The organism is Pseudoalteromonas sp. SR43-3, from assembly GCF_014163875.1.
GTDB lineage: Bacteria > Pseudomonadota > Gammaproteobacteria > Enterobacterales > Alteromonadaceae > Pseudoalteromonas > Pseudoalteromonas distincta.
The window spans coordinates 146733-173185 of the sequence record NZ_JACJEC010000004.1; the positions used below are offsets into that span (position 1 = coordinate 146733).

The 26453-nt window shown below is 36.9% G+C and carries 32 protein-coding genes; 17 read left to right on the forward strand and 15 right to left on the reverse strand.

Going from position 1 to position 26453, the window contains the following annotated elements:
• The first annotated feature begins 47 nt into the window (after positions 1–47).
• Positions 48–611: a YSC84-related protein gene (locus H5088_RS07040; RefSeq protein ID WP_182692819.1), complete on the forward strand. Its 564-nt coding sequence runs from the start codon at positions 48–50 to the stop codon at positions 609–611.
• Positions 612–712: 101 nt separating this feature from the next.
• Here H5088_RS07040 and H5088_RS07045 read toward each other — a convergent pair whose 3' ends face one another.
• Positions 713–1051, reverse strand: coding sequence for a DUF3693 domain-containing protein (locus tag H5088_RS07045; protein ID WP_182752539.1), 339 nt, complete (start codon positions 1049–1051; stop codon positions 713–715).
• A gap of 131 nt (positions 1052–1182) precedes the next feature.
• Between H5088_RS07045 and H5088_RS07050 the strand changes: the two genes are divergently transcribed.
• The 9 genes from H5088_RS07050 (at position 1183) to H5088_RS07090 (ending at position 7632) form a co-directional block, all read left to right on the forward strand.
• Complete coding sequence (locus H5088_RS07050) at positions 1183–1398, forward strand: hypothetical protein (RefSeq protein ID WP_182752540.1); 216 nt, start codon at positions 1183–1185, stop codon at positions 1396–1398.
• Entirely contained in the window at positions 1382–2776 is a 1395-nt protein-coding gene (locus H5088_RS07055; RefSeq protein WP_182752541.1) for a replication initiation factor domain-containing protein, read from the forward strand. The genes H5088_RS07050 and H5088_RS07055 overlap by 17 nt, the downstream gene beginning before the upstream one ends.
• On the forward strand, positions 2773–3081 hold the full coding sequence (locus H5088_RS07060) for a hypothetical protein (protein WP_182752542.1): 309 nt from the start codon (positions 2773–2775) through the stop codon (positions 3079–3081). Before H5088_RS07055 ends, H5088_RS07060 begins: the two co-directional genes overlap by 4 nt.
• A gap of 2 nt (positions 3082–3083) precedes the next feature.
• A complete protein-coding gene (locus tag H5088_RS07065) occupies positions 3084–3329 on the forward strand; it encodes a hypothetical protein (RefSeq protein ID WP_182752543.1) in 246 nt (81 codons plus the stop codon).
• Positions 3330–3348: 19 nt separating this feature from the next.
• Positions 3349–3573 (forward strand): hypothetical protein, encoded by a 225-nt coding sequence (locus tag H5088_RS07070; protein ID WP_182752544.1) that lies wholly within the window; start codon positions 3349–3351, stop codon positions 3571–3573.
• Between the two features lie 122 nt (positions 3574–3695).
• Positions 3696–5099, forward strand: a complete 1404-nt coding sequence (locus tag H5088_RS07075; RefSeq protein WP_182752545.1) for a hypothetical protein — start codon at positions 3696–3698, stop codon at positions 5097–5099.
• Positions 5096–5500 carry a DUF2523 family protein gene (locus H5088_RS07080; protein ID WP_182752546.1) on the forward strand — a complete coding sequence of 135 codons (405 nt, stop codon included), beginning with the start codon at positions 5096–5098 and terminating at the stop codon, positions 5498–5500. Before H5088_RS07075 ends, H5088_RS07080 begins: the two co-directional genes overlap by 4 nt.
• 1 nt (position 5501) lies before the next feature.
• Entirely contained in the window at positions 5502–6803 is a 1302-nt protein-coding gene (locus H5088_RS07085; RefSeq protein ID WP_182752547.1) for a zonular occludens toxin domain-containing protein, read from the forward strand.
• Between the two features lie 412 nt (positions 6804–7215).
• On the forward strand, positions 7216–7632 hold the full coding sequence (locus tag H5088_RS07090) for a helix-turn-helix transcriptional regulator (protein ID WP_182752548.1): 417 nt from the start codon (positions 7216–7218) through the stop codon (positions 7630–7632).
• Positions 7633–7966: 334 nt separating this feature from the next.
• Here the strand turns inward: H5088_RS07090 and H5088_RS07095 are convergent, their stop codons facing one another.
• Complete coding sequence (locus H5088_RS07095) at positions 7967–8389, reverse strand: DUF4160 domain-containing protein (RefSeq protein WP_182752549.1); 423 nt, start codon at positions 8387–8389, stop codon at positions 7967–7969.
• 285 nt (positions 8390–8674) lie between these two features.
• Here H5088_RS07095 and H5088_RS07100 point away from each other — a divergent pair, with 285 nt between their 5' ends.
• Complete coding sequence (locus H5088_RS07100) at positions 8675–9154, forward strand: hypothetical protein (protein WP_138583983.1); 480 nt, start codon at positions 8675–8677, stop codon at positions 9152–9154.
• A 68-nt stretch (positions 9155–9222) separates the two neighbouring features.
• Here the strand turns inward: H5088_RS07100 and H5088_RS07105 are convergent, their stop codons facing one another.
• The 4 genes from H5088_RS07105 to H5088_RS07120 all read right to left on the reverse strand — a co-directional run bounded on the left by H5088_RS07105 (position 9223) and on the right by H5088_RS07120 (position 13893).
• Positions 9223–10245 (reverse strand): patatin-like phospholipase family protein, encoded by a 1023-nt coding sequence (locus tag H5088_RS07105; protein WP_182752550.1) that lies wholly within the window; start codon positions 10243–10245, stop codon positions 9223–9225.
• A gap of 138 nt (positions 10246–10383) precedes the next feature.
• Positions 10384–11790, reverse strand: coding sequence for a sodium:alanine symporter family protein (locus tag H5088_RS07110; protein ID WP_076924661.1), 1407 nt, complete (start codon positions 11788–11790; stop codon positions 10384–10386).
• Positions 11791–11911: 121 nt separating this feature from the next.
• Positions 11912–12823 (reverse strand): citrulline utilization hydrolase CtlX, encoded by a 912-nt coding sequence (ctlX, locus tag H5088_RS07115; protein WP_024597588.1) that lies wholly within the window; start codon positions 12821–12823, stop codon positions 11912–11914.
• Positions 12820–13893, reverse strand: a complete 1074-nt coding sequence (locus H5088_RS07120; protein ID WP_024597587.1) for an ornithine cyclodeaminase — start codon at positions 13891–13893, stop codon at positions 12820–12822. Before H5088_RS07120 ends, ctlX begins: the two co-directional genes overlap by 4 nt.
• Positions 13894–14064: 171 nt before the next feature.
• Between H5088_RS07120 and H5088_RS07125 the strand changes: the two genes are divergently transcribed.
• Positions 14065–14496, forward strand: a complete 432-nt coding sequence (locus H5088_RS07125) for an Lrp/AsnC family transcriptional regulator (protein ID WP_004334897.1) — start codon at positions 14065–14067, stop codon at positions 14494–14496.
• Positions 14497–14725: 229 nt separating this feature from the next.
• On the opposite strand, the gene H5088_RS07130 is transcribed toward H5088_RS07125, so the two are convergent.
• The 3 genes from H5088_RS07130 to H5088_RS07140 form a co-directional block, all read right to left on the reverse strand.
• A complete protein-coding gene (locus H5088_RS07130) occupies positions 14726–15739 on the reverse strand; it encodes a patatin family protein (protein ID WP_182752551.1) in 1014 nt (337 codons plus the stop codon).
• 283 nt (positions 15740–16022) lie between these two features.
• Entirely contained in the window at positions 16023–17012 is a 990-nt protein-coding gene (locus H5088_RS07135) for an LLM class flavin-dependent oxidoreductase (RefSeq protein WP_007583209.1), read from the reverse strand.
• Between the two features lie 141 nt (positions 17013–17153).
• A complete protein-coding gene (locus H5088_RS07140; RefSeq protein WP_182752552.1) occupies positions 17154–17897 on the reverse strand; it encodes a siderophore-interacting protein in 744 nt (247 codons plus the stop codon).
• 294 nt (positions 17898–18191) lie between these two features.
• On the opposite strand from H5088_RS07140, the gene H5088_RS07145 reads away from it, so the two are divergent.
• The 3 genes from H5088_RS07145 to H5088_RS07155 all read left to right on the forward strand — a co-directional run bounded on the left by H5088_RS07145 (position 18192) and on the right by H5088_RS07155 (position 20353).
• Positions 18192–18611 carry a MarR family winged helix-turn-helix transcriptional regulator gene (locus tag H5088_RS07145; RefSeq protein WP_024597583.1) on the forward strand — a complete coding sequence of 140 codons (420 nt, stop codon included), beginning with the start codon at positions 18192–18194 and terminating at the stop codon, positions 18609–18611.
• Positions 18612–18692: 81 nt separating this feature from the next.
• Entirely contained in the window at positions 18693–19106 is a 414-nt protein-coding gene (locus H5088_RS07150) for a S24 family peptidase (protein WP_004334808.1), read from the forward strand.
• A complete protein-coding gene (locus H5088_RS07155; protein ID WP_024597582.1) occupies positions 19094–20353 on the forward strand; it encodes a Y-family DNA polymerase in 1260 nt (419 codons plus the stop codon). The genes H5088_RS07150 and H5088_RS07155 overlap by 13 nt, the downstream gene beginning before the upstream one ends.
• A gap of 27 nt (positions 20354–20380) precedes the next feature.
• Here H5088_RS07155 and H5088_RS07160 read toward each other — a convergent pair whose 3' ends face one another.
• The 5 genes from H5088_RS07160 to H5088_RS07180 form a co-directional block, all read right to left on the reverse strand.
• Entirely contained in the window at positions 20381–20842 is a 462-nt protein-coding gene (locus tag H5088_RS07160) for a hypothetical protein (RefSeq protein WP_182752553.1), read from the reverse strand.
• A gap of 438 nt (positions 20843–21280) precedes the next feature.
• A complete protein-coding gene (locus H5088_RS07165; RefSeq protein WP_024598177.1) occupies positions 21281–21799 on the reverse strand; it encodes a DUF4240 domain-containing protein in 519 nt (172 codons plus the stop codon).
• Positions 21799–21990: a YwbE family protein gene (locus tag H5088_RS07170; RefSeq protein WP_007583223.1), complete on the reverse strand. Its 192-nt coding sequence runs from the start codon at positions 21988–21990 to the stop codon at positions 21799–21801. The genes H5088_RS07165 and H5088_RS07170 overlap by 1 nt, the downstream gene beginning before the upstream one ends.
• A gap of 68 nt (positions 21991–22058) precedes the next feature.
• The gene (locus H5088_RS07175) at positions 22059–22340 is read right to left on the reverse strand and encodes a hypothetical protein (protein WP_076924672.1); all 282 of its coding nucleotides are present in this window, start codon (positions 22338–22340) and stop codon (positions 22059–22061) included.
• A 14-nt stretch (positions 22341–22354) separates the two neighbouring features.
• The gene (locus H5088_RS07180; protein ID WP_007583226.1) at positions 22355–22567 is read right to left on the reverse strand and encodes a hypothetical protein; all 213 of its coding nucleotides are present in this window, start codon (positions 22565–22567) and stop codon (positions 22355–22357) included.
• A gap of 100 nt (positions 22568–22667) precedes the next feature.
• On the opposite strand from H5088_RS07180, the gene H5088_RS07185 reads away from it, so the two are divergent.
• A complete protein-coding gene (locus H5088_RS07185; protein ID WP_182752554.1) occupies positions 22668–23477 on the forward strand; it encodes an ion transporter in 810 nt (269 codons plus the stop codon).
• Positions 23478–23565: 88 nt separating this feature from the next.
• On the opposite strand, the gene H5088_RS07190 is transcribed toward H5088_RS07185, so the two are convergent.
• The gene (locus tag H5088_RS07190; RefSeq protein ID WP_024597577.1) at positions 23566–24690 is read right to left on the reverse strand and encodes a DUF748 domain-containing protein; all 1125 of its coding nucleotides are present in this window, start codon (positions 24688–24690) and stop codon (positions 23566–23568) included.
• Positions 24691–25236: 546 nt separating this feature from the next.
• Between H5088_RS07190 and H5088_RS07195 the strand changes: the two genes are divergently transcribed.
• Positions 25237–26328 (forward strand): GGDEF domain-containing protein, encoded by a 1092-nt coding sequence (locus tag H5088_RS07195; RefSeq protein ID WP_259398098.1) that lies wholly within the window; start codon positions 25237–25239, stop codon positions 26326–26328.
• The last annotated feature ends 125 nt before the right edge of the window (positions 26329–26453 follow it).

Genomic DNA, 26453 nt, shown 5'->3' on the forward strand with positions numbered 1-26453 from the left:
GACTATTCTATGGTTGTTGCTTGCTATATCTTATTAAGGAAAACATTATGAAAAAACTAATTACACTAAGCATACTTGCTTTAACTGTTGCGTTAACTGGGTGTGCTACTACAGGTAGCGCATCACCAAGCGAAAAACGTTCACTTGTACAAAGTATGAAAACAAATACATTAGATAAATTATACGCTGAAAAACCTGATGTTAAAAAACAAATTGCTAATTCGGCTGGTTACGCTGTTTTTGATAACGCGAACGTAAATGTTGTTTTAGCCAGTTTTGGTGGCGGTTACGGCGTAGTTAAGAATAACCTTACAGGTAAATCGACTTACATGAATATGGGCGAAGCCGGTTTAGGGCTTGGTTTAGGTGTAAAAGATTTTAACGTTGTAATGGTTTTTCATAACCAAGCTGCACTAAATAGATTTATTGAACATGGTTGGGCATTTGGCGGAAACGCTGATGCAGCAGCAAAATATGAAGATAAAGGCGGTGCACTGGTTGCCGAAGCGATTGCAGATCAAGTGACTGTATATTCTGTAACCGAAAATGGCCTTGCACTACAAGCTGTATTAAAAGGTACCAAGTTTTGGGTTGATTCAGAGCTTAATTAACCTCCAAATTACTCTCCTAAAAGCGAGCTGGTTTGTATAATCACGCTCGCTTTATTAAAATTCATGCAATTTAACATAACGTAATTTATGGGCTATCGCTATTACGCAAATGCGTCCTCAGTTGGTGCATTCGCTAATCCTGCAACTAGTGTTAGCGCTACACATGCTGCACTAATCTTTTTTACAATATCAGACCAAATTTTACCTTCTTCTGTGCTTTTCGATTTTTCGATAGCAAGTTTCAAAAGTGCTTCTTTTTGATCCATACCTATAGCATTAGCTATTACTATGCACTGGTTCGCGGTTAAACTGCGCTTACCTTTTTTTATTTGTGACATGTTCCCAGAGTTAAATTCTGAAAAATCAGCGATAACTTGTTTATCCTGACTATAACTCTTGGATTCTTTATATTTTTCAATTAGTTCGTAACTAAAATTCATAGCAATCTCCTCACTCTGTTAATTATAACTGTCAAACGTGATAAATAAATATTTGACAACTGTCAAACTCGAACGCTACAATCTCGTAACATTCAAGAACGACAGTTTGTCAGTATACAGGGATTTACGAATTGAAATTCTATCTTCAATACATTCAAGGCACAGATGAATACGCATTAGGTTTCAATAAACTTGAACACCCGCTTATGTATTCATCACGTTCAGAAGCAATGGCTTTTTGCATTGACTACTGTAACGGTGAAACTTTTGAAATAATTGATGTAGACGATAGTAATTGGCAAGAGCTTTTTGATTCTGGAGTGTTCGACTATGAACCAGAATTTTAAAAATCCAATTCAAAACATCACAAAAATAGATTATTTAACAATCGTTTTTTCTCCAAATGAAGTTGCTCGATGTCGCTTTGATGCTAAGTTAGCTTTTAATAATGGTGACTTTTCTTCTTACAAAGAAGCTTATAACGCAATGTTATGTGCTGAAATGTTCACCAATAATCCTACAGATGACTTTGTAACTGATACCCATACCTCACTTATTGCCACTGATGATTTAGAGATTGATGTAAGTGAAACTGTAATTTTTAACTCTGATTATTACTATAACGAGCTATTTGAAAGTAATCTTGCAGGCTCTTCAAAGTACCGCCAATACAGTTCAATAAAAGAGATTCCAGAAGATGAAAGAAAACATTTTCTTAAGAATATTGTCAGAAAAACAAAGCGTTATAAAACTTTAACATCATTAATTGAAGGTGACATTTCTAAATTCATGCACCTCTTAAATACAGAAGTAGCAACCGAAGCAGACCGTTTAACTAGTGATACTTTGAGTTGGTCTTATCGTGATAACACTGGTGGTATGTTTACTTATGAAAAATCAGCCACGCTATATCGCCACGATATTAACTCTGGCGTTATTGCTTGGGGTGCGAATAATGGCGGCATAATGATTTCATTTACAGGCACTGGTTGTGCTGGTTTAGATATTCCTAAACTTCACTCAATGTTACAAAAAATGCCTAATGTAAAAATTACTCGTTTAGATATTGCTTACGATGATTATGAAGGTAGCAGAACTGTTCTTGATTACTTCCAAAATTTAGAAGAAGGCGGCTTTTGTAAAACCAATCAAGCGCCCTCTTTCTCATTTATCCAAACTGGTGAATTACAAAAATTATCAGACCAACAACAAGCGGAATTTAAGAAAAAACACGGTTGGCAAAAGCGTTACGACTGTGTAGCTAATGGCGGTAACACTTTATACGTAGGAAGCCGAAAAAATGGAAAAATGGCACGTATGTATGAAAAAGGTAAACAGATGGAAAGTGAATCACAGCCTAATTGGGTTCGTGCTGAGCTTGAGCTTCGCAGTATTGACCGTGTTATCTCATTGGATGCACTTCTCAATACCGATGCCGTTTTTGCTGCTGCCTATCCCGCTTTTACTTTTATTACTGCTGAGCGTCTTGAAATTAAAACAACCAGCAGACAAAGACAAAACAACGGGGCTTTAGTTGCCGAACGTTTAGAGCGTTACTGCATTCAGTCTTACAGTAAATTTGTAAATTACTTGCGTCACATACAAGAACTATCAAGTGATGAAATTATAAATCGATTAACCAAAGGCCTAAATCCTTGGGATATACCCGACTCTATTAATAAGGCCTGTATTACCCCACCCAACCAAATGGAGTTAACAACATGAAAGTAATTTTATTATCTGCCGCAACTGGTAAAGGCGTTTCGAGTAAGTCGGGCGCACCAAAGCATTACGCTTTTTCGTCTGTTTCGTACTTGGTACAAGAGAAAGATTTTATTCAAGGCGACCACAATATTCAAAAATGTGGTTATGAACCTAAAAGTGTTTCGATGCTGGATAACCAAGAACTGTACAACAAGTTTAAAAAAATAACCTCTGAAAATGGCATCTGCGAAGTTGATTTAGTTTTACAACCTGACCCAGAAAACATGTCTCGTAACATTGTTTCAGACGTTCAACTGGTTAAATAATTATGTCTCAATGTGTAGTTATCAATGCAAAAAATACTTTAAAAGCTGTTTCAGGTACTGATTGTGATTACATCATTGTTTCTCAAGCTGAGTTCTTAGAACTACAGCAAAACGGATTAGTAAATGTTCTTAATGAATTATTTGCTTTTGACTTGGCCACTTTCGGCCTAATAAATACAGCGGCATTAGTCGCTTTTATAACTGCTCATTGCATCGGTCGTGTAGTACGAGTGATGGGAAAAACTTAACTTTTTAAGGAATACCCTAATGAAAAATTTAAAAAATATCTTAGCTACAAAACGCGCTAAAGCTGGTCTTTTAGTAACTTCGTTTATTGGTTCAACATCTGCTTTTGCCGCTGATCATTCAGAAGCAATAAACGCTGCTGTAACTGATGGTACGACTAACTATACAGCGATTATTACAGGTGTAATTACTGTTGCTGCTATTGGTTTTGCTATCGGCATGATTGTTTCAAAGTTACGTAACTAAAATGGTTACTTCAATTGGTTTAGCGTCTTTTCTTGTTTGGTGCTTTGTCGAGGGCTTTTCAAGTGGCGTAAGAACCAGTTAACAGTGGCGGGTAAAACCGCCTATTTCTAAAAGGCGCTTATATGCGATTACTAATATTTTTATTGGCGCTAATAAGCGCTTTTTTTGCATCTGCTGATGCTCCAAGATTACCCGACTTAACTGATTTAAAATCACCTAACGTAGCTGAGGAATTTTGTTCTTCTACAGTACAGATCAACGGTTTTGGTGGTGCTGGATGTTCAGCAATATCAGCTTTTGATTCAAACCGTTTAGCATGTGAAGATTTAGCAGAAAAAAGCTTTAAACCTGATTTTGGAAATAATGTTAACTATTATTATGAATGCGTATTTAACACTAATGCTTACGCATACAAGCTACATGAAAATTATCAAACTTATAGTGCTGTAGCTGGCGGTTATGTTCAAAAAGAAGGTTCAAGGTATACCGTACAGTTTTCACCCCAGCCAAAAGCATATACATTTACTTGTCCTCCTGAGGGTTACCCTGCTCACGTTGTACCAGTTTATAAAGCTGATGAACCTACCGACTTATCAATTCCCCCTTTCGACTGTGCAAAAGTACCATCTAATTTTGATAATGATTGCCCACCTGCTACTGAAAATGATCCTTTTACTTTCTCCTTTAGAGCTGGCACACACACTGTTTGCTATAACGTCGAATCAGGTCGTCAATGTGAAATTGAAACTGACGAAAATGGCGGTTATTATTTCCCCGCTTCATTTGGCGCTCGTGAACCAGATGAATGTACAGGTGAATCGGATGGTGAACCTACTGACCCAACAGAACCAACTGACCCAATTGACCCCACAGAACCAACAGAGCCAGATAAAACTGAAGAGCCAGAAGACAAACCAATCCCTGAAGAATTAGACACTGAAGTAAAAACAGAAGTGATTGATGGTGTTAATACAACAAATATAAATTTAGATGCGATTAATAAAAATCAGATTTCAGCTAGTAACTCTAATGATGAAAGATTAAATAGAATAGCTTCTGAAATACAAATTAGTAATAACTATTTAAGTGACATTGCTAATGGTGGTTCGGGTTCCTCTGGGGGAAACGTTGATAATCAAGCCTTAGCTGAGATTGCAGCAAATACCAAAAGAACAGCTGATAATACTGAGCCTTTAGATTTCGGTATTAGTGCAGGACGAAAAGATAAAGGCCTTTCAACTGTATTTGTTAATTCAAGAATTAATGAGCTTAAAGAAGAAATAGAAGAAAAGAACTTAGAGTTTGAAAATTATTTAGCTCAAATTCAAGATGAGTCTGAAACATTATTTACTTTTGATCCGAATATATCAGCTGATTACGAGGAAAGGTTACAAGTAATAAAAGGTGTTGAAGTTGATTTAGGCGTCTCACGTTTTTCTAATTTTTTTAAATTAATAGCACCTGCAATATTATTAGCAGCGTCTATTACTGCCCTATTTATATTACTTGGAGGCAATAAAGAATGAATAAGCTAATTTTTACTTTATTAATTTTAATTTCTTCGTTTGGTGTAATGGCCGATGACTATCAAGGTTTAGCTGGAACGGCTCAAGCAATCGGGTACTTCTTCACTGATGTATGGTCTTTCTTAGAACAAGATGTACCAAGCTTTTTAAGGCGATTATCAAATTGGGTAATTACTCAAGTAACGCTTTTCAAAATTAATGCTCAAATTGAAACAACAAAACTTGCTTGGGGTATTGCAAAAGCTGTTGCTGAAAATTTTCAAATAGGTTCTAAAATCGCTACGGCTGCAAATGCATTACCCTTAGATGTTCAAGCAGCACTTGTTGATATGCGCCTTTTTGATGGTGTGAACATTATTGTTCAAGCCCTTATAGCTCGTTACGTTTTGAGGTTTATCTAAAATGGCTTCATCAATTTTTCACGGTGCGCCAGGTTCTTTCAAATCTGCTAGTGCAACTTGGTTCGAGGTATTACCGGCTTTAAGAAAAGGTCGATTAGTTGTAACTAATATTGAGGGCATACTCCCTATTGAAGAAATTGAAACTCAGCTTCAAGAAACATTCCCTGAATCAGCACAATTATGGCGATTATCTTCACAAAATGAAGAAGGTCAAAAACTTTGGCGCAACTGGTATCACTGGATGCCAACTGGCGCTTTAGTTTTGATAGACGAAGTACAAGACGTTTATCCAACAGAAGCTACATTTAAACCTGAGTCTTGTAACTACAAACATATAAATAACTATAAAGATTTGATACCCGATAACTGGTATTCATACCATTACGAGCAACTGGAAAAGTTCAAACCTGAAAATTTAACCAGTGGTGATACTGATGATTTAGGAAGGGAGTTATTCAACGAACATGGCCACATTATTTACCCCAAAACACTTAAAGAGTGTTTCATGCGACACAGAAAATACAATTGGGATATTATCGTCTGTACCCCAGATATTACCAGTGTGCATAAATACATTAGAAACGTCAGCCAATACGCATACGCGCATAAATACTTCGATGGACTTGCAGCAATTCCATACTACAACCGAAGGCCCCGAATCTTTGAACACAACCCTAAACTTGATGGAAAAACCCCAAACAAATCCAGTACGATCGTTTGGAAAAAAATCCCAATTGAAGTTCACAAGTGCTACAAGTCAACAGCCACGGGCGGTATTACAAAAGGACAAGGTAAAAATTTCCTTTTCAGTCCTATTTTTGCCTTTCCAGTTACTGCTATCTTTTTGTGCATATTGTATTGGTTATGGTATTTTTCCAGTTCTCCAACTTCTGTGGAAACTGATAAAAAACCCACTAATCAAAATTTGGAAAGTATTAAAAAAGATACTAGTTCTAATAGTAATAATGCTGATATTCAGATTGCTGATAGTAACCCTGTTTTTCTAAATTTACCTTATGGTGCTACTGATATTTTTGTTACTGGTATCCAACAAGTTAAACGGCCAGAGCGAACACACCGTGAATACATATTTGAATTTATCACTGATAAGTATGGTGTATTTAGCATCGACTCATATGAACTAGCAAGTATGGGTTTTACTATTCAGTACTTTAGTCCATGTAATGTAGTAATAAAAAATAGTGCTATTTCATATCGTGCTTTATGCAGTCCTAACCCCTATGACAAACCTATTGAGGAAAAAGACGATATTGAAACAACCTCTCTATTAACTTCTTTATAACCAATAAAATCAAGCCGCCAAGCGAAGCCTGAGCGTAGCGGCTTGATTATCTGGTATGTAACTTATTTCGTAATCTTTTTATTTTACGCAATAATCCACTTCAATTATACGAACCAAAGGTTAGTGTTCGTACGAACCTATGAAACTTGTTTCATGAAAGGCCACATAATAATGTTAATATTCCTCAGTTGCCTGTTGGCCGTATCTAAGCGAAGCGTAAACGAGCTAATTAGTTACACTAATCCCGCGCTTGCGCCTTTGATAAACCAATACGGAAATTCGAATAACGATGATGCTAAGAATAACCCCTCCCCCCGTATACTAATAGGGGGGGAGCGAAAATTTACATATATTGCACATTTACATTTAAGTAACATCTTCATTGTGTTTAATAAATAGGAACAAAATCACAATGTTTAAATCGGAATTTCACAAACAGTTACTCTCACTATTCGGCTACGACTATGCAAAAGCGGCGAATGAACTAGGTGTGAGTGAGCGACAAATCAGACGATACGTTATAGCTGGAAAGGCGAGCCCGCCAGTAGAAAAACTAGTCGCTATTATTTATCGTGGATATTTACCTGAAAAAGGAGCATGGGCAGACTGTAAAATATCAATGGAAGATCATACAATGTCTACTCCTTGGGGGAAAGTTAAACCCTCGGATGTTCAGCTAGTTCAGCGTTATAAGTGGTCAGCAAGGAAATCCGAAGCGATGTATAAAACACTGAAAGCTAATAATAAAACACAAGATTTATATTTATCTGACCTTCAAGATCAATTACTAAATATTATCGGTGAAATATCGGATAGAACTGGTAGCTGAGTATTAATTAAGGAATAGCGAACTCAACTGTCAGAACTTCAACGTAGCTTAAAATAAAACTGACAGTTGTTATATTACTAATACTGAATATAACCCTAACTCTTTTAAATTTATCAGGTATTAAATTTATATAGTAAAAATATAATAACCCCTAATATAAGATACTGTTTTAATTTATTTGCTTTCCTCGTTCTACCAGATTTAGTTGTTGGTATACCTGTTTTATTAGCAACCTTTCTTTTAAAGTTTGCTTTGCTTTTTTTTAACGGGTTCAATATTTATCTTCCTTTAGTTTTTCTAATTATGATTTATGAAAGTTTAATAAATTATTATTTCAATCAGGTATAGCATATTTCCCCACAGTGCAATTAGTAGGTCTTGTTTTATCCCAAAATGAAATTAAAGCTTTTTTTGCGTTTTTTTCATAAAACCAATATTCAACTTTTCTCTTATACTTATTAGGTAAGTTTCCTTCAAGCAGCTCGCAATTATCAAGTCTAAACGATGCTTTTGAATTAGGTGTTATTACATGGAAATGCGGGGGTGGATGTTCATCGGAATAAATTTCAATTTTTAAACTACCTAGACGTTCGACTAGATGTTTCATCTCTATTAGAATGGGCCCATCGGGATCACGGTCATCGTCAACTACAGTCGATGATGACAACAATGAATGCAAATGCTCACATAACTCGTCTAATGAACTAAGTTCTTCTGGTGAATCTTCGTAAAACCACCGAGTTCCTTTAAAAGACATATAAATCCTTTTTTACCTTAATATAGCTCGATTTTATCAGTAAACTGTACCTCTAATAAACCATAAATTACACTTCTTTATGAAGGTTAAAAGTATACCTAAGCCAAACTGTCAACAAGGACAGTAGCGCTAAGTTATTCATAAATAAATATTTTTATGATTTACTATGTTTTTCCATACCGTAATTTATGGGCTAGAGTTGTACCATTAAAAATAAACTATTTACTATGTCCTCTAGTGTCACTTATACTCAGAATATTATTAATCCTTTAAGGCTGATCTATATTGTGTGATTTTAACTATTACCTTGAAATACTTCGAAACGTTTCTCTCATAATAGTCCCCACACTAGTAGGCTATATTTCTTTTAAACAATATAATATTAATAAATTAAAATATGATGTCGAGCATCACAAACTTAAGCTAGATCTTTTCAACAAAAGATTTGATGTATTTGATACTACGATGAAGCTCTACAAAGAAACTCTGGAAAATACAGTCAAACAAGAAACATTTAATGATTTCAATACAAGCTATAACTCTTCATTTTTCCTTTTCCCAAAGTCTTCTGGTGTTTATGACTTATTAGATGATTTTCATAAACGATTTGTCGCAATTCGTGGATATAGAGGAGCTCCTTATAAAAATGGTTCTTTAATCATGGATGTAGATACTAGCAAGAATATTTCCGAAAACTTAAATTGGATTAGAGATAATATTCCGGTTTTAAAAGAACTTTTATCTATACATATATCTGTGCCTTAATATATTAAGGCATCCAACTTTTCATTGATTTCTAAAATAATAGTTTATCTGTATAGTCTATTTTATATTTATTTGTCGTTTAACTTTTTATCAAACGCCTCAGCTAACTTTTCAGTTTCACTAAACACGGTATTCCAATATTTTATACGCGTGTCTGCATCGAGCTCGGTAAAGTCGTTTCTGTCTGGAATTTTCCCGTAAGGCAAGCCGGCTATAAATTCTTTTGATGGAGTAATCATCACAACGTTATCGTAATTAAGTGGTGATACTTTGCGTTTTAAATTTTTATCGAACCACCCTGCTTTTGGCTCGCTATTAAAATGCGGATATAAAATAAGTCCTGGATTATTAATTTTTAAATCAAAGTGGTAATCAATTATTCCGCCATCGCGATATATTCCTTCCGGCGAGCCTACAATATTTTTTATGCCTTGCATAACAAGTGGTATAGAGCCCGATGCAAGTAATGCATCTTTTAAATTATTTTGAGTAAGCGCTATGTTTTGCGTTTTAAAATTGTAGCTGTCGGTAATTGATAAGTCACTTGTTGCTGGGCCAAATATAAAACGCTCATACTGCGAACCTAATAATTTTCGGTTAACGCGATTTAGCATATAACTTTTTGATAAACCCAGTAGTTGTATTAATTTATTTTCGCTGGCAATAAAGCCATTTGATTTTGCCACTATAAAGTGTGCTTTAAATGTTGGGTTATTTATAATTTCGGTTACGCCGTTATCGCCAAAAACATCTTCAAGTAATGCGCGCGCTTTTATTGTTATTTCATTTGGTGTTGGTTTATTACTTGAGTACCTAGTTTGCGAATACGATTTTGCTAATCGCTCAATGGCAGCAACGGGATCGTTTTGTGCAAAACACGCAGAGCGAAAAGCGCCGGCAGATGAGCCAATTAAATTAAGTGGTTGGGTACGGTTTTTAAAAAATTCACCAAAAATATATTTATCTAACCCAAATAATGTAAACCATTTAGGACCGCCACTTGCACCTAAAAAAGAGGTGAAAAGTTCAGGTTTAAAGCCCTGTTCGTTAATAATTTTAGCCGCTGTTTTCCCTGCGTGAATCTCGATCATCTAAAAAATTATGCCTTTAATTTTGGTTTTTTCAGTTATTTTTACAACACTGAAAGTGAATACTTATGCAAAATAAAAAGCGGCTTTATGTTGACATAAAACCGCTTTTTATAGTTAAGTGTGCTTAAAATACGTGAGTTAATCCCAAATGCCGTCTTCGCATTTGCCCTGTACCTTTACATCTTTTACTTTAAATTCGGGCTCTAAACCTTTGTCTCTTTGTGCGTGGTAATCGCTCGTAACAGACAAAATAGTCGGCGTTAACAGTATAATAGCGATAACGTTAACCACTGTCATTAACCCTAAGGCAATATCGGCTAAATCCCATACTTCTTTTAATGTGGCCGACGCGCCCCACAACATCATTGATAAATAAAGCAAAGTGTAAATGCCACGCCCTACTTTGTTGTCGAGCTTAAATAAGTGCAAGTTGCTCTCTGCATAGGCGTAATTTGCCACCACCGATGTAAAAGCAAATAAGGTAATAGCAGCTGCGACAAAATAAACACCACCTTGTGCTAAGTGAGCAGTCATGGCGCTTTGTGTTAAACGAATGCCTTCCATTTCGCCGCTTATGTCTATATCGGCTAATAAAATGATCACCGCGGTACAGCTACACAGTACGATTGTATCGAAAAATACGCCTAGCATTTGTATGTAACCTTGCGTTACAGGGTGATTAGGAATAGGGCTGGCACTTGCTGAAGCATGCGGCACACTACCTGCACCGGCCTCATTAGAATATAAACCACGTTGAATACCGTTTTTAATGGCAGCGCCCATTGCACCGGCGCCTGCTTCTTGTAAACCAAACGCTGATAAAAATATATCTTTAAGCATGGCGGGTACTTGCGTGAAATTTATAATCGTAATAATTACCGCAGCAAGTACAAACACAATGCCCATTATTGGTACAACACGCTCTGCAAACCGGGCAATTGCTTTAAAGCCACCGAGTATAATTGAGCCGGCTAGCACGGTAATAACCAGGCCTGAATAAAATGTAGGAACTTCAAACGCGTAATTAAGTGCGTCGGTAATTGTGTTCGTTTGCATTGCGCTAAACGTAAAGCCGTAACCTAAAAACAAACACGCAGCAAACACAATTGCAAACGCCCGGCTACCCAAACCTTGTTGAATATAATACGCAGGGCCCCCTCTAAACTCGCCGCCACTATCGCGCACTTTATATACTTGCCCAAGTACACTTTCGGCAAAGCCTGTAGCCATACCCAATATGGCTATTACCCACATCCAAAATATTGCACCGCTGCCGCCAAGTGAAATTGCCACAGCCACACCGGCTAAATTACCAGTGCCTACTCGTGCGCAAAGCCCTGTACACAATGCTTGGAATGATGAAATGTCGTCTTTTTTACATTTGCTACTGCCTTTTAAAAGGCTAAACATATGTTTAAATTTAAGTATTTGAATTGCTTTTAGTCGTACTGAAAACCATATCCCTGTAAACAAGAGTATATAAATAAGTACCTGACCTTCTCCCCACAAAAGGTTGTTTACGCTTTTGACGACGGTATCGAACATTGCTAATTCCTTCTTATATTTTTTATATTAATACCCTTTTTTGGGTATAACGGCATTTGCTTACGACATCGACTAAAAATTTAATGCAAATAAGGCAGCTAAGCTGCCTTAAAACTATACATTATTTATTTTGCAAATGAACTCCTGCAATCATGCACCTAACTGAGCCACCAGCCGACTCAATAGTAGGTATTGGTAATGGCACAAGCTTAGCCGTTTTTTGTATAACTGTTATTTGTGCCGGTGTAAGTGCATTAAACGCAGTTTGCGATAAGGCTAAAATACGACCATTTTTACCTTGTAGCTCAATAGCATTGCCACAAAAGTTATTAATTTGATCGAGTGATAAATCAATTACTTCGTGGTGGCTTTGTAAAAAATGAGTAACTAGCGCTTTACGCTCCTCACTTGGCACCATGTTTAAGCCAACCATTACAAACTCAGTTGCAACGCACATTAATACATTAGTGTGATATACCGCTGTACCTTTTTCATCATATGCATTAAATATAACGGGTTTTAATGCGAGCAAATTACAAACTGTATTAACAACCGATTGAGTTGTTCTTTTAGATTTTGCTGCATAAGCCAGTTTATATTGATGATCGAGAACCAGTGAGCCCGTGCCTTCTAGGAATGAATTTTCTTTCGCTAAATGCGCATAATCAGTCACAACCGTCACTTTATAGTGATCCGTTAAAAAATCAATAATATCTTTTCGATATTCTAACCTTCTGTTTTCTACAAACATTGGGTAGATTATTAATTCCCCACTTTGATGAGTAGAAAACCAATTATTTGGAAACACAGAGTCGGGAGTCTGTGTTTGCTCATCTTCAAAAAGGTGAACTTTTACCCCTTCATTTTTTAATAATTTTACTGCATTTGTGACTTCGCTATATGCTTGTTCACTTTGATTTGGTGCTAAGCATTCACTTTGAAAAGCATTGTCGAGCATTGTTTGTGGGTTAGACGTAAAGTGATGCGGACGTACCATAACAACCGCACTCGGAGCTTGATTTACGTGGCTCATGCTACGTGCTCTTGTGCTGATGTTTGCTCTGTATTAAGTACCGAAAACAAGTTGCGCGGATCGGCTTGCTGTGTAATTAAATCGAGCAATGTAAATTCACCGCTTTTAATAAGTTGATCGCGTATAAATACAAGCGCTGTAAAGTCTTCGCTCGCAAAGCCTACACCATCAAAAATAGTTAATTCGTCTTGGCTAGTACGGCCAAGCGATTGCTTATTAACGACTTTATGAAACTCAGTTACAACAAAGCTTTCACTCATTTGTTGTATTTCGCCCTCTATTCGAGTTTGTGGCTCGTACTCTACAAATACATTAGCGCGCTCGAGTAATTTAGCATCTAACTCTGTTTTACCTGGGCAATCGCCACCTATGGCATTAATGTGCACACCTTGTGGGATCATGTCGTTTGTTAAAATTGTAGCATTGGTTTTATCGGCAGTGCAGGTTGTAATAACGTGCGCACCTTGCACAGCTTCCTGTGCGCTATTACAAATAGTTACGTTTAACCCGTAAGCACTTAAATTAGTAAATGCTTTTTTAGACGCGTTTGCATCTATATCGTATAAACGAATATGTGTTATGCCCAATACAGCTTTAAATGCCAGTGCCTGAAACTCAGACTGTGCCCCATTACCAATTAATGTAAGTGTTGTTGAGTTTTTTGGTGCTAAATACTTAGCCACCAGCGCCGATGTAGCCGCTGTACGTAGCGCTGTTAGTAGGCACATTTCGCTGATCATTACCGGATAACCACTATCTACATCGGCTAAAATACCAAATGCAGCGACTGTTTGAAGTTCTCGAAAGGTGTTTTTTGGGTGACCGTTTACATATTTACAGCTGAACATCTGGCCATCACTCACAGGCATTAGCTCTATTACACCCTCTGGTGAGTGTGCTGCATAGCGAGGTGATTTATCAAACTCTTTCCAACGGGCAAAGTCGGTTTCTAATTTATGTGTTAGCTCTAACAAAACGTTTTCGATACCTAAGCTATTTATAAGCTTAGCCATTGCCTGAACGCTAACAAACGGAACGCCTTGTTTTGGCTGTGCTATAAAATGACTCATGTTGAAACCTCTTAAATAAATGTATTAGTTAATTTAAAACAAGTTTAGCGAGGCCGCATGCTATTTAATATGGCAATTAGTTATACAAACTTTATTAATTTTTATCACTTTGCTATGCAGGTATATACAAATTGTGTATTTTAGTAGGCCATGCTCTAAAAGGTTTGATTTATGACTCCTTATATTTACGATTCCCTTGATAACGCTTTAATTGCTGAATTACGAAAAGACGGTCGCGCCTCTATCTCTGCTTTAGCAAGTTCTTTAAATGTGTCACGCGGGACAGTGCAAAATAGATTAGATCGATTAGTGAGTTCAGGCGCTATTTTGGGGTTTACTATAAGAGTGCATGAACACATAGAAACCGAAGCCGTTCGTGCAATTATGATGGTGGAAGTGATTGGTAAATCAACTTCTCAAGTTATTAAAACTATGCGTGGTATACCCGAACTTACAAAATTGCACACTACCAATGGTGCTTGGGATTTGGTAGCAGAGATACAGGCCGCGAATTTAAGTGAGTTTGATGGAGTACTTAGGCAAGTAAGAGAAATAGACGGTATTTTAAATAGTGAAACGAGCATATTACTCTCATCAACTTAGGTTTATTTTTAGGTTTAAAATGACACCCATTTATATTATTTAAGTGTTCACAATAATTTTAGCTAATTTAAAAATTTAGAATGACACCCATTTATAGTTTTAAAGAATTGAAGCGCCAGAATCTAGGGTTTAATAAACATACAAATTTAGGTGGGTGTCATTTAAATGAAGAATAGTACTGCAATTTTAAGTTGCAGTACTATTTGCAATCTAGGTATAAGAATTTGGTTTAATTGTAACTATATTCGCTTTGCGTATAGTTATGCGTATTGCTGATCTCAAATTGGCTTTGCTGCGCTAAATAAGACCGACCTGCAGCTAAGCCTAATTTATGATCAAAACGTAAATCGTTATTAGAACTACCTAATAATTTGCTATGCAGTTTTTCGTTTGCAAAAATTTGGATTATTTCTACATCATCTGGTGGATTTGCAATAAACTCAAGCTCATCTAAATAAGCCTTCTCGTGCTGTATTAAGTAGTCTAATGTTTTTGGACAATAGCCCGATGCTATAGCAAATGTTCTTAGCTTTTGTACCCATGCAGATTGCGCTTGAAAATTAGCGTCAACCGTTCTTATTACAACAATTTTACGAGCACCTCGGTTGTAAGCCTCACGCACGGGGAGTGGAGCGGCTAAACCGCCGTCTAGATAAAAATCGCTCTGTGCTTGCTCTTCAACAATATGTGTTTCATTCGCTGCTTTTGCGTTTAACCAAGGTGTTAACTTTACACCTTGTTTGTATAAAAACGGAAGTGCGCTAGAAGCCTTTAACAAATCACGCCATTGACCACTATCACCTGTAGGCGATAAGTAATAAGCTTTTCTGTCTCGTGCATTTGTGGCTGTTATAAGTAGTTCACGCTCACCTAAACTAGTTTTCGCTGTTTTGAAATCTATAGCTCTGTTTACTTCAGTGGTTTTGTCAAAGTACCAATCTAAATCAACTATATGCTTACCCACTAATCCACGACCAAGCTGAAAAAAACGCTTATTACGCGAAAGCCCTCTGATCAGGCGTTTAGCGTAGCCTTTTTGGCGCGCTAAGTAGCTAGTTAAGTTTTGCGAACCCGCTGAAGTACCAATGAATAAATCAAAAGGGTCATAGCTTTGCTCTAACCAAGCATCAAGTACGCCAGCTGTGAATATCCCTCGCTGCCCGCCACCTTCAGCAATCAGAGCAACTTTTGGCTGCGCTGTTTTGTTAACTGAATTAGCTGTTGCGGTGTTTAGAGAGTTCACGGTGTACCTGCCTTTAATTTTATGATGTCTGGTTTAATAGCTACATTATAAAAAACAAAAGTGATATCTTAAAATTGATTGTTTAAATCAGTTCAATTGAAAAAACAGAACGGTATATAAAGCAAAATATTTACTAAAAATAGCAATCAAATTTACTTTGAATATTTAAATAACAAATACAGACATCACTTAAAGTTAATAAAATAAGTTAAAAAAGTTTAACTTTTGATGATGTCTGTATATTAACAAGCCCAGAGTGTACGCTTGCTTAACTAACTATATTTTAGTGTTTTATTTCCATTAAAATTTCGAGTGCACGGTGGCGTTTTTCACTATCGAATACATCATTGGTAAATATAAACTCATCCACTTCTAGCTGTTTAGCTATCATCTCTAACTTGTGTTTAATACTTACATGTCCGCCTACTACGCTTAGACTTAAAAAGTTCTCTACATGAGCGCGTTCTTGTTCGCTCCACAACCCGTCCATGCTTTCAACAGGCGGTTTTAGCCACAGCTCATTACCGCGTATAAGTTCGAGTACACGTTGCTTAGAAGTAGTCGATAAATATTGCGCTTCATCGTCGGTATCTGCAGCCACTAAAGGCAGTGCAAGCATTACGTATGGCTTATCAAGTACGCTTGATGCTTTAAATTCGCGCTTATACAACGCTATTGCATCGTGCACAAAGCGCGGTGCAAAATGCCCTGCAAATACATACGGTAACCCTTTTTGCGCCGCTAGTTGCGCGCTAAATAAACTCGAGCCTAATAACCAAATCGGAACGTTTGTGTCCTCCCCCGGTATAGCACGTATAGGATGCGTACCATTGTAAGGACCTAACAATGTTTGCAGTTCAGTTACCTCACCTGGGAAATTTTCTGCGCGGCTCATATCGTTGTTTAATGCACGACTCGTTACAGGATCGCTACCTGGGGCACGCCCTAGCCCTAAATCTATTCGCCCTGGATATAAGCTCTCTAATGTACCAAATTGTTCAGCAACAACTAATGGGGAGTGGTTTGGCAGCATAATACCGCCTGACCCAACGCGTATCTTTTTGGTATTACCTGCAATGTGACCAACCAAAATTGAAGTGGCCGCACAAATTATACCTGGCATATTATGATGCTCAGCAAGCCAAAAACGGTTAAAGCCAAGCTCATCAGCACGTTGAGCGTATTTAGTACTTTTATGAAGAGTGTTAGTAACGCTGTCCCCTTTGATCATGGGGGCAAGTTCTAATAACGAAAAAGGAATGGAATTTAACAAAATAGCAGCTCCTAAAAATGCATGCTAACAATGTATTACATCATTAGCATAAAACACTTAAATGGGTCTCCTATTAGGTCAATTCAAGTTACGCAGTGGTATTAGAGCAAAATAGGTATATGTTATTTTGCTCTAAGGTATTCAAGCAAGCTGTGCATCACGTTGGCGCAGCTTTTTATAGCCTTCTGAATCCACGCCTTTTTTCCAATACCCTGAGGAAACAATATTACCGCGTGGTATATTAAATTGCTCTGTTAGCAGTGCTTTTGCTTTACGAACAAGCCCAGCTTCCAATGCCATAAATACAATAGGAGGCTCTGCTGTAATGTGCAAATTTTGAAGCGCGCTTAGTAGCGCTTCGTCAGCGTTGTCGGTAACAAGCCAATTAACATCGCGGCTTGTTTCTAAATCAATAATGTCTTGCTCAGTGGGCGCATGTACAAAGGCATCAATTTTTGAAAATAAAGGTAATTGCTGTATATACCCCTTTATTGCATTTACCGAAGTTAAATCCCCTAACAACACATAATGCGAATGCCCATAATTATCTAGCTTTTTAGGGCCTGGGCCTGCAATACCTACCTCATCACCTACTTTTGCAATTTTAGCCCAGTCAGTTGCCGGACCTTGGTGCATATTTATAACAAAATCAAGTGTTAACGCGCCTGTTTGTGCATCTACATGCCTTATTGTGTAAGATCGCATACACGCTGTTTTTAAGTTAAAATCTACTTCACCATTTTTTGGGATCAGTACTTTTACATAGTTACCAATGTGCTGTGAGGTTAAGTCGTTAAAATCATCAGAGCCTACAACAATGCGTTGTAGATGTGGTGTGATTTGCTGCGTACTTAATATGTTAGCTTTGCGAATTTGTTTACCCATACATTACCTCATTTTACAAAACTTGGACTTTAATACCAACTTGCATAAATCTTTGATCAATTTAATTAATTAAATTTCACTATAACGTTGTTAAAATTTTTTATTTAGAACAACTAGATACAAAAATTTTAGCCTAGTTCTAGCGTAATTTTCTTAACCTTAAATAGACCCCATATATAAGCAGATTGGTATAATAATTAGCTGCTATAAAAGCAGACATTGCACAACGCCCCATTGGTTGATAAAATCAACTATAACAAGTTAATTGACTTTGTCAACTACATTGAGAGTTTTATGAATACACCTTTATCAAATACGCTGTTTGAATTGATGCAAAATTACCGCGTCACAATTCGTGAAGCAATTAACGCAGGCGAACTTGGTATAAATGCTATGCACGTACGCTGCATACATATTATCGCGAACGTAAATAACTGTACGGCTAACGATATTGTTACTAAAACGCAGCGCGACAAAGCGCAAATAGCACGTTTAATTAAAGATCTTATTGGCTTAAATTTAATAAATAAACAGGCAAGTGAGCACGATAAGCGCTGCTTTATTTTGTCGCTCACAGAGCAAGGCAAAGTTCTTTTTGATAAGTTATTAGCCTCAGAGCAGAAAATAAATAATCAAATGTGTAAAAACTTAAAACCTCAGCAAATCAAAGACTTTTTAGATATCGCACAGCAAATGATCAAAAATATGGATTGATCGGTTATACATTTCTTGGCATAACTTACACAAAACGCATATACTGTACACTTATACAGTATATGCGTTTTAGGTTGTGTTATGTTTGTCATTCCCATTTATATAGAAGCAGGCGTGTGTGGTTTTGAATCGCCCGCAGCGCAGTACACCGAGCTAGGTGTAACCCTTGATGAGCTTTTAATAAAGCACCCAAATGCTACCTTTATTGGCCTAGCATCGGGCAACTCTATGCAAGAAGTCGGAATTTTTGAAGGGGACTTATTAGTTATCGACCGTGCAGAGCCTGCAGAAAATGGTGACGTTATTGTTGCTAACTTAAATGGTCTTTTTGTATGCAAACTGCTTGATAAAACCAATGCACGGCTGCTTTCAGCGTCTTCTTTACATAAGCCTGTACAACTCACCTCTGCAGACGAGTTTCAGCTCGAAGGCGTAGTAACGCTATCAATAAGAATGCACAGGCAAAGCCCAGAGTTACTAAAATGTATGCCTTAGTTGATGCTGTGTCGTTTTATGCCAGCGCCGAAAAAGTATTTGACCCTGCTATTCGATCAAAACCCGTGGTTGTACTTACCAATAACGATGGCTGTGTATGCGCTATTTGCCCTATTGCTCGGCGCTTAAATATTCCTAAATTTGGCCCGTACTTTAAAGTTAAGCATTTACTTGAGCAAAACAACGTTGTTATTCGCTCTAGCAATTACGAGCTTTATGCTGATTTAAGCGACAAAATGATGAATATCATCGCTCGCTTTTGCGATACACAGCACATATACAGTATTGATGAATCGTTTTTGCACTTTGATGGCTACACATCATTAATTAAAGACTGGCATGAATACGGTCATACAATAAGGCGCACAGTATGGCGCGAAACAAAGCTTCCTGTAGGTGTAGGTTTTGGCCCGACTCCTACTTTAGCAAAAGCCGCTAACCATGCCGCTAAAAAGCTCAGTGGTTTTAATGGTGTAGCTGTAATAAATAGCGAACAAACTCGCCAAGCTATTTTACAAAGAATGAGCTGCGAAGATGTGTGGGGAATAGGTCGGCGGCTAGCTAAAAAGCTTAAAATAATGAATATACACACCGCCTGGGATCTTGCTCAGCAAAACCCTAGAGCAATGCGCCGTGCATTTAGTGTGGTGGTTGAACGTACAGTAAGCGAGCTTAACGGAATAACATGTTTAAACTGGGATGATGTACGACAAGATAAGCGGGAGATTTATTCAACCCGTAGTTTTGGAGAGCGCATATGTGAGCCAACAGCACTTAAAACAGCGCTAATTAACCATGTAACCACAGTGGCTAATAAATTAAGAGCGCAACACTCGCTCACTCACCAGCTTTATATTTTTGCAGCCAGTGGCGCGCACGAAAATAAATATTATAAAAAGTCTTTTGTTTATAAGTTCCCCTCACCCACTAACGACACCTGCGTGATGGCTAATGCTGTATCTGAGGTATTTAATAAGATTTACCAACCCGGTATACGGTTTTATAAATGTGGTGTGGGTGCGGTAGAGCTAATATCAGAACAGTTTCAGCAAAATGACTTATTTAATAAAAGCCCTGATAATCCGAAACTTATGCAATGCTTAGACACAATTAACAATCGATACGGAAAAGGAATGCTAAGCCTTGCAAGTAGTAAATTAAATGACCGGTGGCACATGAACCGTGATTTTTTGTCGCCGCAGTACACTACGCGTTGGCGCGATATCCCTAAAATATACTGCGAATGATTTGCTACTTACTACTTACTAGATGCTTTATTTACTCTCATCAGCTTTTTTAAATGTGCACTCTACATTGGGTTCGCTCAATGTGTATTTGAGTGTGTTATCAGCTAAAAATTTGATACTTTGACTGATTGTTTTTTCGTTTGCAGGGCTTTCACAACGGCTCATTCTTAAGCCGTTTTCAAGGCCATCACTTTTATATTTAAGAGTGCTGGTTATAAAGCAAAAGTTTGGTTTTTTAATGGTTCGGGTACCATTGTGGAGCGATCCAAATACAATTTGCTCACCAAGTTTAAAACCAGCACTTAAATCACTTTCATCTGTCAAACTCAAATTGCTGTTAACGCATAACCCTGAGTTGCTCGACACAACTTCGTAGGCTCCAAATTTTGACTTTAAAAGCGGTATAAATCGTGTTTTATTACTCGGCTCAGAAAAAGCATTTGCACTTGTAAAAGCGACAGTTAATAAAGCGAGTGTTAAATATTTCATTTCGTGGGTGTATCCTCGTGAGTCAGCGTGTTAAATAATAGCAAAATGCCTAATCACCTAGCTTTTATAACTTTTAACAACTATAACAGAGATTTACTATAAAAGGAGAGAAGTCGTATTCAGGAACTAAGACACGAGCAGCTAAGGTAGCTTTGCTCGACTATACTGATTCTTTCATGTGTGTAAGCCAGTAAGATAACGCAAGAGCAATTACCGATCCCATTAGGTTACAAACCTCGTGCCACAAATAAATCCCTTAGATTGAACACATTTAAATCCACAAAGATTCATCCTAGATACTGCATTACAAACCATTTTGCTGTTAAGTACTTTAGTTAATACGTACTTAAACAACAAAACGATTTATATCAATGCGCTTACTTGTAGGGAAATTAAACTCATTAAATTGTTTAAATAGCGCACAAATTACTATTTATTTTATTGCCAGTACTTTGCAAATAATAACGGGTAGCTTTGCTTTAAAAACTTAGGTTTGTCTTTAAAACGTTTGCCTTTGGGTTCATCGCTGCCTGATGGAATAAACGGTAATTCGTCTTCGCTGCGTTCTTCAAATAATAAACCGGCTATTAAATCATACTCATCAATATACGGGTAAGGCTGCTCATTTAAGTAATAAACAGGTGTACACTGCGCTAACGAATCAGCATTTTCTAAAGCGTTTTCGAAAACTGTTTTACCACGCGAAATTAACCAACATCTAAACTCGCTAAAACCGTAATCGTCGTTACATCCAGCCATCACAAAAGCGGCACCAAATAAATCCCAGGTAAAACACTTGCGCATATGTATGCCAAAGTGCTTATCAAAATCAATAAGGTGCTGATCGCTTAAATCATTAAGTTTAGTTTTTAGGTTATCGCTCACACTTTGCGGATCGAGCCCTAAATCAGGCGTTGTTACTAATTCCCAAAAAGCCTGTTCTGTTAACGCTGCCATTATAAAATCTCTTTTACTCGGCCAACTTGACCATCTTCTAAACGTACTTTAATGCCGTGTGGGTGATTTGGTGATTTTGTTAAAAGGCGCTCAACCACACCCTCAGTTAATGTGCCGCTGCGTTGATCTTCTTTTAATACAATATTTACTGTGGTACCTGGTGAAATTTGCGAACGCGTAGGAACAGCCATAATTTAAACCCTAAAAATAATTTATCTAATTATAACGTCCATGTGCTATCAAACCAACAAAAGCTCTGTTAATTGGCGGAAAATGAAATCTGTGCTGGTTTTGCGTTCAACTTAATACTAGTAAGCTCTTTGAGTATTATATTTGTTAATTCGTTAAGTTGCGGTTTTGCACTTTCAAGGGCTATATCATCATTAAAATAGCATTGTACTTTTAACGTATTGGCCTCATTATTTAAATCAATGGTATGCGTTAGATAATCAAAACCAATTACGCTTTCTTTTATTGCTTCGCATGCATTAGTAAGTGCTAGTCTAATGTGCTTATCGCGCTGCTTTTGAGTTTTAGTCATAATATAAAGGTTACTTATTTAGTTTCTGCTTGTTGCTGTTTTTTAAACTCTTCGTAGTTAGAATCTTGTTTATCTAAGCATTCGTAATATTCTTTGTCAGCTTTATAGTTACACTCATCAAGGCGCGCCGATTGAACTTCATGAAAACGCGCATCAGAGCTACAACCTGCTAAAACACATAATCCAACAATAAGTAATGCGCTACTTTTTAGTTTATTGATAAACATTAAATTTCCTTACACTTTCTATATCGAAAAAGCGTTAAATTATTACAATATTATTGTATATTAGCGCCATAAAATCTTAATCTCCAAAGGATCTATTTCTATGATGTCGCAGTTACAAAAGTTGTTTCAGCGTATAGACAAAAGCAAGATATTTCAATCATTTGTTATAGCTGTAATTATTGTTTCTGCCCTGACAGTAGGTGCGCACACTTACTCACTACATCCTACCGTAGAGCTTGCTCTAAATTGGATGGACGTTGGCATTACCGCATTCTTTTTAATTGAACTAGTAATCCGCTTTATTGCAAGTAAAGGCATAAAACATTTTTTTTCTAAAGGATGGAACATATTCGACACCATCATAGTATTGGGCAGTTTATATCCTGCTGCTGGCTCTACTATGTTAATTGCTCGATTACTTCGCATATTTAGAGTACTGCGATTGGTATCGATGATCCCAGAGCTGCGCTTATTAGTTAATTCATTGCTTAAAGCCATTCCACAAATGGGTTATATAGCCCTATTAATGTTTGTTATTTTTTATATATACGCTGCAATGGGCAGCATGATGTTTGCTGAAATAAACCCCGTACTTTGGCAAGATGTTTCAATCTCCATGCTTACTCTGTTTAGGGTGGCAACATTTGAAGATTGGACCGACATAATGTATGAAACAATGGCGGTGTACGAACTAAGCTGGATTTATTACCTTACGTTTATATTTTTAACCGCATTTGTATTTTTAAATATGATGGTAGGTGCCATTTTAGAAGTAATGAGTGAAGAGCACCGCAAAGCGCGAGAAGAGCTCGCAGACGACAACTCATTACCTGCAACGCAAGGGCAAGTAAACGAACTACAATCCCAAATTGCTGAGCTTAAAGAGCTATTGAGTAACCGCAAAAACTAATCTGAGAAAAGTACTAAAGCACCCACTTAAAGTTTAAAAAGTGGGTGCAGCTTAAGTATTTAACTAAAACGAACATTACCAAAGAGCTTTAATTCTCCTCGTTATCAGATTTTTCATCCGTATCTTCAAAAGAAATAACGTTATCTACTTTCATTTTAAACGCATCAAAAAATGCGTTTTCTAATACCGAAATCACAGCTTGAAAAGTCGAAACATCCGTATTATCTAATTGCCCCTCTATAGGGATACGTGCAGCAACAAGTTTAGACTCATCGTTTTCGAGTATAGAGCCCAGTAAATCAACACTGCCTTCAAATATGGCCGTAAATATTCCATCGTCATCTTTTTCTATATCTTCGCGCCACGAGAACACACTCAAGTTTTGAACGCCCGCTTTTACATAACCATTTAAGTTATTGTCTTTAGCCACCAATTCCATAGCGCCATCAATGCCACCCGCTTCAATATCAAAAGGCGTGTATACCTTAAATACAGTATCGAGGTTTTTAACAGAGAAACGCTGTACCTCTGCGTTAAAATCAAAATTGGCTTGTTTGCTAAAGGGATCTAATTTGCCATCAAACTTTAATGCGGCCTCCCCCATTAATGCACCTTCTACGCTTAGAGTAGTCACTAGTGTTTTTGATAGGTTTTGCGCGTTGGTTATATTTTCAATTCGAGCGTTGATATTTGATATAAAAGTGGGTTTTTCACCACTATTCGTTGAGTTAACTAAAGTTAACTTGCCTTGCTCAATTGTTAAGGTATCAATAGAAAACAGTACTAAATTATTGGCGAGACCTACCCAAGTAGTTTCGTCTTTTACTTGTTTATTTTGCTCAGAAGCATTGGGGTCTTTATCATAAATAACTATTTTAGGGCGCGTAAACGCCATGTTTGTTACTAAATTCCCTTTTAAAAGGGCTGACCACGCAAGTGAAAAATCGAGAGTTTGAATACTCAGCAAAGGCTTAGGAGCTGAAGTTGCATCAACAGCATAAATTTCAACGTCGTCAATTGCGTAGGCACCGCGATATAAAAACAAATCTACGTCACCAACATGCCCAGTAACACCTTGTGTGTGTTTTAGCTGATAATTTACGTAGTGCTGAACTACATAAGGCGCGGCTATTCGCGTTAGTATAAGTAACACAACCAGCGCTATTACACCTTTAAGGTATTTGTCGTGAAATATTTTGGATGAAAAATGCATTGTAATTTCCTTTACTAAAAACGGGGGCCTTTTGACCTTTCAGGGTTAAATTTTTCTATATAAAGGGCTGCGTATGTTTAATATTTATTTTTATAAAGCACTTATGAAGATAGCCACACAACATAAACTCTGCTTTACCTAAAACCTAAACGTACAGCTACAAATTTAACCTAGAAGAATAAATAAGCCCTAGCTGAATTCTTTAATTAAGCAAATAAATAAACGTGTAAAAATTACTAATAATTGTAATTTAAATACCTGTTAGGAATAAAATTATAAACAAAGCAAAGCCATATAAGCTTAAAGCTCTAAACAACAGTTATTACAGCAAGGGATATACCACTATTCAAATACACAACTTAAGAAATGATTGCATACATATCTATTTACAATTTAGCTAACTAATAACCGGCGTTAGGTCGAATAAACCGCTTTCATCTACTAAAGTAAAATTAACGCAAACAAGAATAAAAATACATGAATCCTATTTTTTATATATTAGTTACCCTCTTTTTCACCAGTATTATTTGGTCTGTGATATTTTTAATGTCGTGGTATACGTTAGGTAAAAAGCAATATGCCATGCTTTGGACAATCGCATTTGCATTCTCTGCATGCCAATGGGCAACAATGTTGGCAGAACCATTATTTAACTCAAACACATTATATTGGATGTTAGGAAGTAGCTTCTCTGTAGGTTCAGTACTGCTAGGTACGTGGGGGCATTGCATTAGGGTAAACTCGGGTATAAAAATTCGCTATTTAATTATCTCAGCAATAGTTACTCTTGCTGCTGTCTATTATTTTACAGCTATATATGTGCATGTTGGCTTATTTATGTCCTTGTATGTGTATTATGATGTGATTTTACTTGTACTCAATGCAGTTATTATTTTCAGGCATAAACAAAAATCACTTCCTGCCGAAATAGGCGCTAGTATTACTTATACGCTATGTGGATTACTTTTATTTGTTGCAGCAAGCATAGCGTTACTGCAAGGCAGCCAAGTAAATGAAGAATATATAGCGCTGTATACATTAATTAATTTTATTACTGTCCCTACTGCACATGTAGGCATGGCCGTATTCATAATATTTATGATGGCATCAGATTTAGCTGAAAAAATGAACCATCTTGCAATGAGCGACGAACTTACAGGCTGCTTAAATAGGCGTGGATTCTATAATAAAAGCCAAGAGCAACTAAAAGATAAACTTAATAATTATAACTACGTCAGCTTAATTTATTGGGATATAGATAAATTTAAAAAAATAAACGATGAATTTGGACATGCAGGTGGTGATTTAGTTTTAGTAGAAGCTGCAAAAATAATGCAAAACTGCATAAACCCATGTGATTTATTTGGCCGCATTGGCGGCGAAGAATTTGCTTTATTAATAGCAAGAAACGACGAATCGTCAGCTAAAGATCTTCCCGAAAAACTAAGAAGTGCACTGGCCAGTTACCCAATTCATTTTAACGATAAAGTAATTAATGTAACGGCAAGTTTTGGCGTAATAAATATTAAATGTAATAAAACGACAATTGAGAGTGCAATAAATGAAGCAGATAAAGCACTCTACCATGCCAAGAATGAAGGGCGTAATCAGGTGGCTCATGTGAATACATTAAGTTAATAAAAGTTCATTATTACTAGGGGTATTGACCTTTAGCGACTGATTTTTCAGTAGCAGGATTATGTACAAAGCATGATGAAAACGCTAAGCAAAACGCACGGCACTGTTGGATCATCCCTACATAA